The sequence below is a fragment of the Gordonia sp. B8661-1 genome (assembly GCF_059427765.1).
The window spans coordinates 198820-212096 of sequence record NZ_JCAHRL010000003.1 but is presented as its reverse complement, the minus strand read 5'-3'; the positions used below and the strand labels follow the sequence as shown (position 1 = coordinate 212096).

Annotated in this window: 11 protein-coding genes; 5 read left to right on the top strand and 6 right to left on the bottom strand. The window is 68.1% G+C overall.

Features of this window, described 5'->3' with window-relative positions:
• Positions 1–3: 3 nt before the first annotated feature.
• The 3 genes from AC4JJG_RS08445 to mqo form a co-directional block, all read right to left on the bottom strand.
• Positions 4–2016: a VWA domain-containing protein gene (locus AC4JJG_RS08445; protein WP_495400909.1), complete on the bottom strand. Its 2013-nt coding sequence runs from the start codon at positions 2014–2016 to the stop codon at positions 4–6.
• Complete coding sequence (locus AC4JJG_RS08440) at positions 2013–2504, bottom strand: GNAT family N-acetyltransferase (protein ID WP_495400910.1); 492 nt, start codon at positions 2502–2504, stop codon at positions 2013–2015. Before AC4JJG_RS08440 ends, AC4JJG_RS08445 begins: the two co-directional genes overlap by 4 nt.
• 70 nt (positions 2505–2574) lie before the next feature.
• On the bottom strand, positions 2575–4104 hold the full coding sequence (gene mqo / locus AC4JJG_RS08435; protein WP_495400911.1) for a malate dehydrogenase (quinone): 1530 nt from the start codon (positions 4102–4104) through the stop codon (positions 2575–2577).
• A gap of 182 nt (positions 4105–4286) precedes the next feature.
• On the opposite strand from mqo, the gene AC4JJG_RS08430 reads away from it, so the two are divergent.
• Together AC4JJG_RS08430 and mtr are read left to right on the top strand one after the other, a co-directional pair.
• Entirely contained in the window at positions 4287–5324 is a 1038-nt protein-coding gene (locus AC4JJG_RS08430; protein WP_495400912.1) for an alpha/beta hydrolase, read from the top strand.
• Positions 5321–6721, top strand: a complete 1401-nt coding sequence (gene mtr / locus AC4JJG_RS08425) for a mycothione reductase (RefSeq protein WP_495400913.1) — start codon at positions 5321–5323, stop codon at positions 6719–6721. Before AC4JJG_RS08430 ends, mtr begins: the two co-directional genes overlap by 4 nt.
• 170 nt (positions 6722–6891) lie before the next feature.
• Here the strand turns inward: mtr and AC4JJG_RS08420 are convergent, their stop codons facing one another.
• From AC4JJG_RS08420 to map, 3 genes are read right to left on the bottom strand one after another with little or no spacing between them, the layout of a single operon-like run.
• Entirely contained in the window at positions 6892–7716 is an 825-nt protein-coding gene (locus tag AC4JJG_RS08420) for an alpha/beta fold hydrolase (protein WP_495400914.1), read from the bottom strand.
• 60 nt (positions 7717–7776) lie between these two features.
• The gene (locus tag AC4JJG_RS08415) at positions 7777–9300 is read right to left on the bottom strand and encodes a cobyric acid synthase (RefSeq protein ID WP_495400915.1); all 1524 of its coding nucleotides are present in this window, start codon (positions 9298–9300) and stop codon (positions 7777–7779) included.
• A gap of 1 nt (position 9301) precedes the next feature.
• Complete coding sequence (gene map, locus AC4JJG_RS08410) at positions 9302–10162, bottom strand: type I methionyl aminopeptidase (RefSeq protein ID WP_495400916.1); 861 nt, start codon at positions 10160–10162, stop codon at positions 9302–9304.
• A gap of 195 nt (positions 10163–10357) precedes the next feature.
• Here map and AC4JJG_RS08405 point away from each other — a divergent pair, with 195 nt between their 5' ends.
• The 3 genes from AC4JJG_RS08405 to AC4JJG_RS08395 are packed head-to-tail and all read left to right on the top strand — an operon-like array spanning position 10358 to position 13250.
• On the top strand, positions 10358–11401 hold the full coding sequence (locus AC4JJG_RS08405) for a heme/hemin ABC transporter substrate-binding protein (protein ID WP_495400917.1): 1044 nt from the start codon (positions 10358–10360) through the stop codon (positions 11399–11401).
• Complete coding sequence (locus tag AC4JJG_RS08400; RefSeq protein WP_495400918.1) at positions 11398–12462, top strand: FecCD family ABC transporter permease; 1065 nt, start codon at positions 11398–11400, stop codon at positions 12460–12462. The genes AC4JJG_RS08405 and AC4JJG_RS08400 overlap by 4 nt, the downstream gene beginning before the upstream one ends.
• On the top strand, positions 12456–13250 hold the full coding sequence (locus AC4JJG_RS08395; RefSeq protein ID WP_495400919.1) for a heme ABC transporter ATP-binding protein: 795 nt from the start codon (positions 12456–12458) through the stop codon (positions 13248–13250). Before AC4JJG_RS08400 ends, AC4JJG_RS08395 begins: the two co-directional genes overlap by 7 nt.
• The last annotated feature ends 27 nt before the right edge of the window (positions 13251–13277 follow it).

Below are 13277 nucleotides of genomic sequence, written 5' to 3'. Positions count from 1 at the left end.
ACGTCAGGCGGCGGGCCGCTCTCGTCCGCGCAGTGCGCCGACGCTGAGCTGCGCCATCGGCAGACAGGGTGCGCCGAGTGCGCCCGCCAGCGAGGACGCCAGACCGAGCCGGATCATGCCCTGCTCGCAGTCGACGACCACGGAATCGATACCGCGCCGACGGATGTGCCCGGCGGCGCCGGCGGCACGGGCCGCGGCGTCGGGGCCCGCGGTAGCACGACCGTCGGTCAGCACGACCAGCAGTGGGCGCCGCGTCGGTTCACGGCGACGGGCCGTGTCGATGAGGTCGGCCGCGGCATGCAGACCTTCGGCGAGCGGGGTGCGTCCACCGGTGCGGATCTCGGCGAGGCGGCGAACCGCGATGTCCACCGATCGGGTCGGTGGCACCGCCACCTCGGCGGCGGTGCCGCGTGCGACGACCACGGCCACGCGGTCCCGGCGGGTGTACGAGTCGCGCAGCAGGTCGACACAGATCTCACTGACGGCGGCAAGCCGTTTCCGCGCGGTCATCGACCCGGACAGATCCACCACGAAGACCACGAGGTTGCTCTCCTGGCCGATCCGTACCGCACCACGCAGATCCTCGGCCTGCGGCCGTAGGCCGGACACGACGGAAGTCGTTGCCGCCGAATGCCGTTCGGCGGCACCCAGGATGGTGCCGAACAAATGGAGCGGCCTGCCGTCGGCGTAGCTCGTCGCGTGCGTGGTGTGGCCCCGATGGGACCGCGCACGCGATCGCCGTCCGGGTTCACCGTCGCCGACGCCCTCCACCCGGAGCCTCCGCATCCGGGGTGTCGCCGTCGAGGTCGACGGCGCGCCGAAACGTACACCGCGCGAAGGACTTTCCGATGGCTGCCGGGTGTCACCGGCGTCCGGCTCGGTGGTGGCGTCGCTCGACGACGCCTCGGGTCCCCCGACGTCGGTGGCGGCCTGCTCGGCGTCGTGTGCGTCGCCGTCGCCGTCGGGTTGAGGTCCCGGATCATCCGGTCCCGGATCGTCCGGGCCGTCGTCGGCGGCCTCCTCGCCCGCCTCCATGGCCTCGTCGAGTTGTTCGTCGGTGAGCCCGGATTCGTCGAAGGGGTTGCGACGGCGCCGATGTGGGAGCGCCAATTCGACCGCGACGCGCACATCGTCCTCGGTCACCTCTGCCGGTCTCGTATCCGGCATCGAGGCCGCGCGCCAGGCGGCGTGTGCTACGGCGGTGCGGGCGACCACGATGTCCCCACGCAGACCGTCGACGTCGAGATGCGCGCAGATCGCCGCGATGCGACGCAGTTCCGTGGGCGGCAGGACCACATCGCCGATACCCATGCGGGCGACCGCGATCCGCTGTGTCAATTCCTCTTCGGCCGCACGATAATCGGCGACGAAACCCGCGGGATCGGCATCGAATGCCATCCGGCGCGACACAACCGCGACGCGCTCGTCGATGTCGCGACCGGCGTTGACGTCCACCGCGAGACCGAACCGGTCGAGGAGTTGCGGTCGCAGCTCGCCCTCCTCCGGGTTCATCGTCCCGACGAGCACGAAATCCGCGGATTGCGTGTGGGACACACCATCCCGCTCGATGGTGACCCGACCGCTGGCCGCGGCATCGAGGAGGACGTCGACGAGGTGATCGGCGAGCAGATTGACCTCGTCGATGTACAGCACGCCGCCGTCGGCCCGCGCGAGCAGACCGGGAGTGAACTCCGCACGCCCCTCGCTGAGCACCGCCGTCAGGTCGAGGGACCCGACCACCCGGTCCTCGGTGGCTCCGATGGGCAGTTCCACGACGCGGCCGGTTGTCGCCGAACCCGCCGTGTCGGTCCGGTTGTCCGGTCCGGCGAGCAGCGGTCCCAGGCCGCGCACGATCGTCGACTTCGCGGTGCCCTTCTCCCCGCGGATGAGCACGCCACCGATCCCCGGTGAGATGGCCGACAGGATCAGAGCGAGTTTGAGACGCTCCTGCCCCACCACGGCGCTGAAGGGATAGCGGACCAGGAGTTCGGTGTCGCCGGGGATTCGGGGACTCATCGGGTCACGTCCGGAACCGGCTGCGCACCTGCGTCGCGCCGCATCGGCACATGGGGGATGCCGTCCTCCAGATACTCGCCGCCGTCGGCGACGAACCCGAACTTCCCGTACATGTCGACCAGGTAGGTCTGCGCGTCGATCACGCAGGTGTGTGGACCGATGTCGTCGAGCGCCGCGGTCAGCAGGCGCGCGGTCAGGCCCTGTCCGCGATGGGCCCGATCGGCGCACACCCGTCCGATGCGGTACACCGGCCGACCGTCGGCGTCGGGCTGATCGGCGAGGACCCGCAGGGTCGCGAGGACGTTGTCGTCGTCATCGGCGATCCAGAACTGCCGTGTCGAGGAATCCATGTCCCGTCCGTCGAGTTCCGGATAGGGACACGCCTGCTCGACGACGAAGACATCGACCCGCAGCCGCAGGATCCGGTACAGCGTGTCCGGATCCAGATCGGTTGCCCGCCGTTGATGAAGCTGCCCAACCGGAGTCATGGTCTCGTGACTATCACAGAGTCGACGCCGGTGACCAACGCCGGATCATCGTCGTGTGTCCGGCCGGCACTCAGACGGCCGCGGACGGCGCCCGGTCCCCGGTGTGCGGGGTGACGTTGCCGCCGCGCTTGAGACGCAGGCTGTTGCCCGACCAGTCCCACACCTGCGTGAACAGTTCGCGGTTGTCGTCGAGCTTGTGTCCGAAGGACGGAATCATCTCGGTCAGCGTCGACGTCCATCCGCCGTACTGCTGCGGGAAGCACTTCTCCAGTACCTGGATCATCGCCGGGACCGCGGTGGACGCACCGGGCGACGCACCGAGCAGGCCGGCGATGGTGCCGTCCTCGGCCGCGACGACGGCGGTGCCGAATTCGAGGCTGCCGCCCACTCCGGTCTTCCGGATCACCTGTACGCGCTGGCCCGCGGTGATCATCTCCCAGTCGGCGCCGTCGGCACGCGGGACGAACTCGCTCAGGGTGTCGACGCGATCGCCGCGGCTGGCGGCGAGTTCACTGATCAGATACTTGAGCAGACCGAATTCCTGGGGCGCGATCGACAGCATCGGCAGCAGATTGTTCGGCTTGACCGAGAACGGGAGGTCGGTGAACTTGCCGCTCTTCAGGAACTTCGGCGACCAGCCCGCATACGGGCCGAACAGCAGACCCGGCTTGTGGTTGATGACGCGGGTGTCGAGGTGCGGCACCGACATCGGCGGCGCCCCCACCGCGGCCTGCCCGTACACCTTGGCGTGATGTTCGCCGATGAGCTCGGGGTTGGTGCAGCGGAAGAACTCGCCCGACACCGGGAAGCCGCCGAACCCCTTGGCCTCCTTGATGCCCGACTTCTGCAGCAGATGCAGCGCACCGCCGCCCGCGCCGACGAACACGAACTTCGCGTGCACGGTGTACTTCTCGTGGGTGCGCAGGTTGCGGACCTTCAGCTTCCAACTGCCGTCGGACTGCTGGGTCAGATTGGTGACGCTGTTGCCGAAGTAGATGTCGGCGCCGTTCTCGCCCAGGTAATTGAGCAACTGCTGGGTGAGCGCACCGAAGTCGACGTCGGTGCCGTCGGTGAACCAGTTGAGGGCCACCGGGTCCGAGAAATCGCGGCCGGCGGCCATCAGCGGGAGGCGGCTGCTGAACGTCGCCGGGTCGTCGATGAACTCCATGCCCTCGAACAGGACGTGCGACGACAGCCGCTCATGCCGCTTGCGCAGGTACTCGACCCCGTCCGGCCCGTGCGTGAACGACACGTGCGGGATGGGATTGATGAACTCGGTCGGGTCACCGAGGATGCCGTTGTCCACGCCGTACGCCCAGAACTGCCGGGATACCTGGAACTGCTCGTTGATGGCGAGCGCCTTGGTGATGTCGACGTCGCCGTCGGCGGTCTTCGGTGTGTAGTTGAGCTCGCACAACGCCGAGTGTCCGGTACCCGCGTTGTTCCACGGGTCGCTGCTCTCGGCGGCGGCCGCATCGAGGCGCTCGAACAGGCTGATCGACCAATCGGGCTGGAGCTTTCGCAGCAGGGCACCGAGAGTGGCGCTCATGATTCCCGCGCCGACCAGCGCGACATCCGTCTTGATCTCCGTCTGAGACACCGAGCATCTCCCCTTCAGGCTGCTGTGGACGACCGGCCGGCACCGATCCCGATGCCGATCGTCTTGTCAACGGCCATTGTTCCCCATGTGGCCGACGAGCCAATAATCGCGTCGCGCAATTGTGCGCTGGACGACACTCGTCGGGCGACGATCAGCCGATTCTCTTCTCTAGAGTGGAGCGCGTGACCGATACCCCCACCTCGGCGAACAGCAAGGCCGTCGACGGCCGCTGGGAGCCGGATCGTTACCTCGACCGCTACCAGAGTCGCACCATCCCACTCGGCGACGATCCGGACGACGAAGGCCCCATCTCCGCCACGCTGGTCCGCAAGCCGCGCGCGGCGGACGCCGCGACCCGCGGCGCGGTGCTCTACGTGCACGGTTTCAGCGACTACTTCTTCCACGAGCCGCTGGCCGACTTCTTCGACGACCTGGGGTACGCGTTCTACGCACTCGATCTCCGCAAATGCGGGCGCTCCCGGGAGCCGCACCACACCCCTCACTACACGTCGGATCTCGCGTTCTACGACGTGGAGTTGACCGCCGCCCTCGACATCATCGCCGCCGATATCGACGGCCCGGTCGTCGTCGGTGCCCACTCCACCGGCGGCATCATCACACCGCTGTGGCTCGACCGGCTCCGCGCGACCGATTCGGGACGCCACGAGCGAATCGGCGGTCTGTTCCTGAACAGTCCGTGGTTCGATCTGCAGGGCAGCCCCATCCTGAGGTCACTCCCCACCTCACTCGCGTTGCGCGCGCTGGGCCGGGTGCGGCCGAAAATGCCTGTCCCGGTGGAGGATGCCGACGGGTACGGCCGGAGCATCCACCAGAGCGGTCACGGCGAATGGGCCTTCGATCTGGGCCTCAAACCTCTCGGCGGATTCCCGATGACCTTCGGGACGCTGAGCGCCGTGCGATCGGGACATGCCGCGCTGCACCGCGGTATCGATGTCGGCGCGCCATCGCTGGTGTTGCGCTCCGACAAGTCCATCTTCGACGACACCCCGGGTTCACTGGACAACTCGGACGTGGTGCTCGACGTCCGGCACATGGCCCGCTGGTGCGGCTGTCTCGGTGACCGCGTCAGTTGCGTGCCCATCGCCGATGCCCTGCACGACGTCTTCCTCTCCACGGCACACGCACGTGAGGCCGCCTACCGCGAGGTCTCGGACTGGGTGAACAACGTTGTCGCACAACCGGAACGGACTCGCCCATGACCACATCGACCATCCAGGAAGTCGACCTGGCGATCATCGGCTCCGGGAGCGGCAACTCCATTCCCGACGAACGCTTCGACGACCGATCGATCGCGATCTTCGAGGAGGGTGTCTACGGCGGCACCTGCCTGAACGTCGGCTGCATCCCGACCAAGATGTTCGTCTACCCCGCCGACGTCGCCGACATCATCAACGAGTCCGGGAAATACGGGCTGGACTCGACGCTCACCGCCGTCGACTGGCCTGCCATCGTGACCCGCGTCTTCGGCCGCATCGATCCGATCTCGGCGGGCGGCAAGGAATACCGGGTCGACCGGTGCCCGAACATCACCGTCTACTCCACGCATGTCTCCTTCGACGGGCGTGACGACGAGGGCCGCTACCGACTGCTCACCGCCGAGGGCGTGGTGCTCGCGTCCGAGGTGGTCATCGCCGCGGGGTCGCGGCCGGACATCCCGCCGGTGATCGCGGACAGCGGCGTGCGCTATCACACGAACGACGACATCATGCGACTTCCGGAAGTCCCCCGGCGCCTGGTGATACTCGGAAGTGGGTACATCGCAGCCGAATTCGCGCACGTCTTCGGCTCACTCGGCAGCGACGTCACCGTCGTCGCCCGGGGTCCGGCGCTGCTACGCAAACTCGACTCCGACGTGTCCGGCCGCTTCACCGAGATCGCGCAGGGTAAGTGGGACGTCCGGTTGGACACCGACGTCACATCTGCGGAAAACCTGCCGGACGGCGGGATCCGCTTGACTACCGCCGACGGCGACCACATCGACGGCGACATCCTGCTCGTCGCCACGGGCCGGATCCCCAACGGCGACCGCCTGAATCTGTCGTCGATCGGCATCGAACTCGACGAGGCGGGCCGGGTCCCCTGCGATTCACACGGCCGGACCGGGGCGACCAACGTGTGGACCCTCGGCGACGTGAGCTCGCCGTATCAACTGAAGCATGTCGCGAATCAGGAACAGCGCACCGTCCAGGCCAATCTCCTCAAGGGCTGGGACGCAACGGATCTCGATGAGTTCGCGCATCAGTTCGTTCCCGCGGCGGTGTTCACCCACCCGCAGATCGCCGGTGTCGGCCTCACCGAGGATCTGGCCCGGGCGGCCGGCCTCGACATCACGGTGAAGATCCAGGCCTATGCCGACGTCGCCTACGGCTGGGCAATGGAGGACACCACCGGCTTCTGCAAGGTGATCGCCGAACGCGGCACCGGAAAACTCTTGGGCTGCCACATCATCGGACCACAGGCGCCGACCGTCATCCAGCCCGCGATCCAGGCCATGTCCTTCGGCCTCGACGCCGCACGGATGGCTCGTGGCCAGTACTGGATTCACCCCGCGATGCCGGAGGTGCTGGAGAACGCGCTCCTCGGACTCGACATCTGATGCCGCATAGGTGATCTCGATACGCGGGCTCGCTCCGCTCGCACGCTACTCGATCGGCGGTCGACGCACCGCTCGTCGCAGCGGACCGCGTGGTCGAGTGGCGCGAGGCGTCGGCCAGCCGATGATCGAGTAGCGCGAGGCGCCAGCCGAGCGTGTATCGAGATCGCGCCTCAGAAGACGGCGGAACGCAGTGCGATCTCGCTCGCGAGGGCCGGTGCGGCGTGCTGCGGAATCCAGTGATCGACGCCGGGAAGTTCACAGAACCGGTAATCGGAGTAGGCGTACCGGCTCGACATCTCGGCCTGCTCGCGTCCGAGGGCGGGATCGGCGTCACCCCACACCATGGTGGTCGGGATCTCCACGGCCGGGCACGCGAGGGTGGCCGCGATGTCTCCGGTGAAGTTGGCCCGATACCAGTTGAGCGGCCCGGTCAGGGCACCCGGCTCGCCGAGCGGCTTCAGTTCCTCCTCGGTGACGCCCGCACGACGGAGCAGCACCCCGTTCCGCGCGAGCAGTTTCCCCTCGGCGTCGTCGGCGACGAAGTCCTTGATGTAGGACGAACGCTCACGCTGATCGGTGTCGGCGAGGGCATCCCGCATCGCGGACGGATGCCCGGTGCTCACCGCGACGAGGCCGGTGAAGCGGTCGAGATGCTTCGCGGCGAGATGCCATGCGACGATCCCGCCCCAGTCGTGTCCCACCAGGAGCGCGTAGTGGACTCCGAGCGCATCGAGGACCCCGATGGCATCCGCGGTGAGATTCGAGAGCGAGTAGTCCGACACCTCCGGCGGCCGGGCACCCGGACTGTAGCCCCGCTGGTCGAAAACGATTGTGCGCAATCCGCTTTCGTGGAGCCGGGGTACCACCTCGTCGTAGCAGGAGCTGTTCACCGGGAATCCGTGCAGCAACAGCACCCAGGTGCCCCCGTCGGGTCCGCCGATTCGCACGTCGAAGGTGAGATCGCCGACCGTTACCGCGCGCTGTTCGGTGTCCACGGGCCCAGGGTATGCGAAGAACAAACTCCCGCGCGATAGACAGTCGCCGGGGTCGGCCGATCAGCGCAGTTCGTGCACGATCGTCGGCAGTGCCGGGTCGGCACCCCGTTCGATGATGCCGGTCAGCGCGTCGACGTCCACCGAGGCGGCCAGCAGGTCGGCGATCGCATCCACCTGGGCGCGCCGGACATCATCGACCACGGTGTCCGCCGACACCGTGAAGCCGCGAACACCGGCCTGCCCTGCGACGGTGCGCAGGAATTCCCGGCGGAACGCGTCGGAAGCCAGCAGCCCGTGCCAGTGCGTACCGAATACGGCACCGCGCACGGCTCCCTCCGCGCCGTACTCGTCGTCGACGATCCACGGGGTCTCCGCCGAATCCGTCGCGCGACCGTGGTGGATCTCATAACCGTGGATCGGTTGGCCGGCACCGGTCCCGGACACCTGCCGCACCGTCTTGTCCGGGGAGAAGACGATGCGCATGTCGAACAGTCCGAGTCCCTCGACGATCCCGGCGCCGGACTCCACCGGGTCGTCGATCTGCGCTGCGAGCATCTGGAACCCACCGCAGATCCCGAGGACGGGCGCACCTCGCCGCGCACGATCGACCAAAGCCTCACCGATGCCCCGGGCGCGCATCCACTCGTGGTCGCCGACCGTGGCGCGGGTGCCGGGCACCACGGCCAGGTCGGCCGCGCGCACCGAGGCCGCGTCGTCGACCCAGGTGACGTCCACTCCCGGCTCGCAGGCCAGTGCCTCCACATCGGTGGTGTTGGAGACCCGTGGCAGCCGGATCGCGGCGACCGTGAGCCGTTCCCCGGGCGCACAATCCGGTCCCGGTGGCCCCACCCGTCTGCCCACCGGTACGGCGAGGGAATCCTCGGCGTCGATCCACAGGTCGTCGGCGAACGGCACCACGCCGAGAGTGGGTCGGCCGGTCAGCTCCCGCAGCCGGTCCAGACCCGGCTGCAGGATGGACGGGTCACCGCGGAACTTGTTGATCAGGTACCCCGCGACGAGCGCCTGATCGTCGGCGTCGAGAATCGCGGTCGTGCCGAACAGGCTCGCCAGGGATCCGCCGCGATCAATATCGGTCACCACCACGACCGGCAGACCGGCCGCACGGGCCAGCCCCATATTCGCCAGATCGCCTGCGCGCAAATTGATCTCGGCGATGGAACCGGCGCCCTCGACGATCACCACGTCGAAGTCGTCCCGCAGGGCGGTCAATTCGGCCTGCACCACACCGGCCAGTTCGCGCTTGCGGTCCTGATAGTCGCGCGCACCGACATCGCCTGCCGGACGGCCACGGACGAGGACATGGGAACGCCGGTCGCTGCCGGGCTTGAGGAGCACCGGATTGAACCGGGTCGACGGCTCCAGACCGGCCGCATATGCCTGCAAGGCCTGGGCACGCCCGATCTCCCCGCCGTCGACGGTCACGGCACTGTTGTTCGACATGTTCTGCGCCTTGAAGGGCGCCACCCGCACGCCGTCGCGGGCGAGCAACCGGCACAGGCCCGCGACGATCAGGCTCTTGCCCGCGTCCGAACTCGTGCCGCCGACGAGCAGTGCGCCGCGCACGCTAGTCCGGCAGTGTGAGGATCTCCGCGCCGTTCTCCGTCACCACGAGGGTGTGCTCGAACTGCGCGGTCCACTTCTTGTCGGTGGTGGCCACGGTCCAGCCGTCGTCCCAGATCTCGTATTCGAGGCCGCCGAGGTTGATCATCGGTTCGATGGTGAACACCATGCCCGGCTCGAGCACGGTGTCGATGTTCGGCTGGTCGTAGTGCAGGACGACGAGCCCATTGTGGAAGGTCTCCCCGATGCCGTGGCCGGTGAAGTCGCGGACCACGTTGTAACCGAAGCGGTTCGCATACGCCTCGATGACGCGCCCGACGACGTTCAGTTCGCGACCCGGCTTGACGGCCTTGATCGCCCGCTCGGTGGCGATGCGGGTGCGTTCGACGAGATCGGCCGCCTCGGTGGACACGTCGCCGGCGAGGAAGGTCGCGTTGGTGTCGCCGTGTGCACCGTCGATGTAGGCGGTGACGTCGATGTTGACGATGTCACCGTCCTCGATGACGGTCGAGTCGGGGATGCCGTGGCAGATGATCTCGTTCAGCGACGTGCAGCAGGACTTCGGAAAGTCCTTGTAGCCCAGGGTCGACGGATACGCACCGTGATCGACCATGTACTCGTGGGCGATCCGGTCGAGCTCGTCGGTGGTGACTCCGGGGGCGACGGCCTTGCCCGCCTCGGCAAGGGCATTCGCGGCGATCTTGCCCGCGATGCGCACCTTCTCGATCGTTTCCGGGGTCTGTACCCACGGCTCGTGCCCCTCGTTCACGGTGGGCTTCCACACATATTCCGGGCGCTCGATCGAATCGGGAACGGTACGGATCGGCGTCGGGGTGCCGGGCCGCAATGCAGCACGAACAGTCATATACCCACTGTATGCCCCACCGGTCCGGATGCCCCACCGACGGGGCGCGGGCCCAATGCATCGGGTGGGCGCGAGGGACGAGCGGTTCGCGGACGTGACTAAGGTGAGACTAAGAAGGACGGCGCGGCGCGCCGAACCGGCTCGGTGATGGGAGAACGTGTGCGGCCTCGGAGCCGGACCGCGGAGCGACGCGGCGTGAACGGATGGGTCCGGACGACGATCGTTCCGCTTGTCGGAGCCGTGGTCCTGGTGATCGCGGGGGCCGCCTGCACCACCGAACCGCTCGACCAGGGCGATTCGTCCGAATCCGGTGCCGCCACCGCCCATCTGCGCAACGGTCCGTCGACGGCGACCATCGACCGGCGCGACGTCGAACCCGTCGCGAACAACCCGGTGCCGCGGCTCCCGACGACCGTCGAATCCGTCGGCCACGGTCCCGTGACGGTCTCCGACACCAGCCGTATCCTCACCGTGGACCGCAACGGCACGCTGGGCGCCATCGTGTTCTCCCTCGGCCTCGGCTCACGGGTGGTGGGTCGCGATACATCGACGGCCTTCCCGGCGGCGGTCCGTCTGCCGGTCGTCACCGACCGTGGCCACGCCCTCAACTCGGAGGCGTCGCTCGCCCTGCATCCGAGCGTCGTCCTGGTCGATCAGGAGACGACCCCACCGCAGGCCGTCGACCACATCCGCGATTCCGGCATACCCGTCGTGGTGTTCGACCGGACCCGGTCGGTCGCCTCCACACCGACCCTGATCCGGTCCGTCGCAGCCGCACTCGGTGTGCGCGACGCCGGCGAGGCCCTGGTGGACCGGACGGAGTCCGAGATCGCGGCCGCGCGGGCGTCTCTCCCGAAACCGACGGGTGATCCGACGATCGCGTTCCTCTACATCCGGGGTCCGCGTCTGATTCTCCTGGCCGGCCCCGGCTCGGGAGCGGACGAACTCATCAAGGCGGTCGGCGGCCGCGACGCCGGCGCCGCCGCGGATCTCACGGGCGCGTTCACCGCGGTCAGCAACGAGGCCTTGCTGAAGGCCGATCCCGATGTTGTGCTGGTGATGACCGAGGGCGCCGACAGTGTGGGCGGTCTCGACGGTGTCCTCGCACTGCCCGGCATCGACGACACCAGCGCGGGACGTGCCCGCCGGGTCGTCGAGATGGAACAGACCCAACTCCTCTCCTTCGGCCCGGACATCGGCCTGGTGCTGAGTGCGCTCGGAAAGTCGATCTACGCATGACCCACACCGGTGCCGCCACGGCGGCTCGCGGACCGCTGCGCGCGGTGACCGTACTGGCGATCATGGTCGCCGTCATGCTCGTGACCGTGGTGATCTCCGCCGCGGTCGGCAAGGTGTCCATCCCGCCTCTGGAAGTGCTGGGCAGCATCGCCCATCACTGGCACCTCGACATCGGTCCGATGCCGTCGCACCCGCAGGGCGAGCACACACTGTGGGTGGTCCGCTTCCCGCGCATCGTCCTCGGATTGCTCGTTGGCGCCGCGCTGGGCGCCGCGGGCTGCCTGTTGCAGGGTGTGCTGGCGAACCCACTCGCCGAACCCGGCGTCATCGGGGTGTCGTCGGGCGCCGCGGTCGGCGCCTGTCTGGTGATCGTCATCGGCGGTGTCGGCGTCAACGGCTGGGCCCTCGCGGGTGCCGCGTTCGTCGCCGGTCTGATCACCGCGGCCGCGGTGTATCTGCTGTCGCTGCGGGACGGGTCGTCGTCGGCGATCATGTTGGTGCTCACCGGAATCGCGGTCAACGCCTTCGCACTCGGCCTCATCGCGTTCCTGACCTTCGTCGCGTCCACGGCAGCCCGCGAGCAGATCGTGTTCTGGCAGCTCGGTTCGCTGGCCGGGGCCAACTGGAATTCGGTGTGGACGGTGCTTCCCCTGGTCGTCGTGGGCATCGGCTGGGCGATGCTGCTCACCCGCAAGCTCGACATCCTCGCCCTCGGCGAGGTGCAGGCGTCGTCGCTCGGTGTGGATGTGGAGCGTGTCCGCCGTCAGGTCATCGTTCTGGTGGCGCTGCTGACCGCCGCCGCCGTCGCATTCGCCGGCATCATCATGTTCGTGGGCCTGGTCGTGCCGCATCTGCTTCGGCTGATTGTCGGCCCACGGCACGCAATCCTGTTGCCCACCAGCATCATCGGCGGCGCGATCGTACTGGCGGCAGCCGACCTGGGTTCACGGACCGTCGTCGGCGACGCCGACCTGCCGCTCGGTGTATTCACCTCACTCGTCGGCGGTCCGGTGTTCTTCTGGTTGCTGCGCCGCAGCCGCCACGCGGGGGCCGGATGGTGAACAACGACATCGGCGATCGAACCGGAGTCGTCGCCGAAGAGATCACGGTGCGACTGGGCGACCGCGACGTGGTGCGCGAGGTGTCGCTCCGCGTCGAACCGGGCACGCTGATGACGCTCGTCGGCCCGAACGGCTGCGGCAAGTCGACGTTGCTGTCGGTCCTGGCCGGTCTCCGGACGCCGGATCACGGCAGCGTGCACATCCACGGCCTCGATGTGACCTCCGTGCCGTCCCGCCTACTGGCCCGTCACCGATCATTCGTCACACAGCACAATCGCACCGACACCCCGTTCACCGTCGCCGATGTGGTGGAAATGGGTCGCTATCCGTGGTTGCGCACCGACTCGGCGAGGGAATCACCCGCCATCATCGAATCCGCCATCCGCGCATGCGATCTCACCGACATCCTGGATCGGCCGTTCGCGCAGTTGTCCGGCGGTCAGCAGGCCCGGGTGTCGCTGGCGCGCGCACTGGCGCAACGGACACCGGTGATGCTGCTCGACGAACCCACCGCCGCGCTCGACATCCACCACCAGGAGGCCGTCCTCGACATCCTGCGGTCCGCGCGGGACGCCGGTACCGCGGTACTGCTTGTCGTCCATGACCTTTCCCTTGCCGCGGCCTATGCCGACCGCGTGGCGCTGATGAAATCCGGACGCATCCTCGCCGAGGGACCGGCCCGCGAGGTGATGACCGCCGAACGACTCTCCGATACGTACGACCATCCCGTGGAGATCTGGGATCACCCGGAATCGGGACAGCCGATCGTCATTCCGCGCCGCACCTGAGCCGCGCGCCACCCTATCGTCGACGGT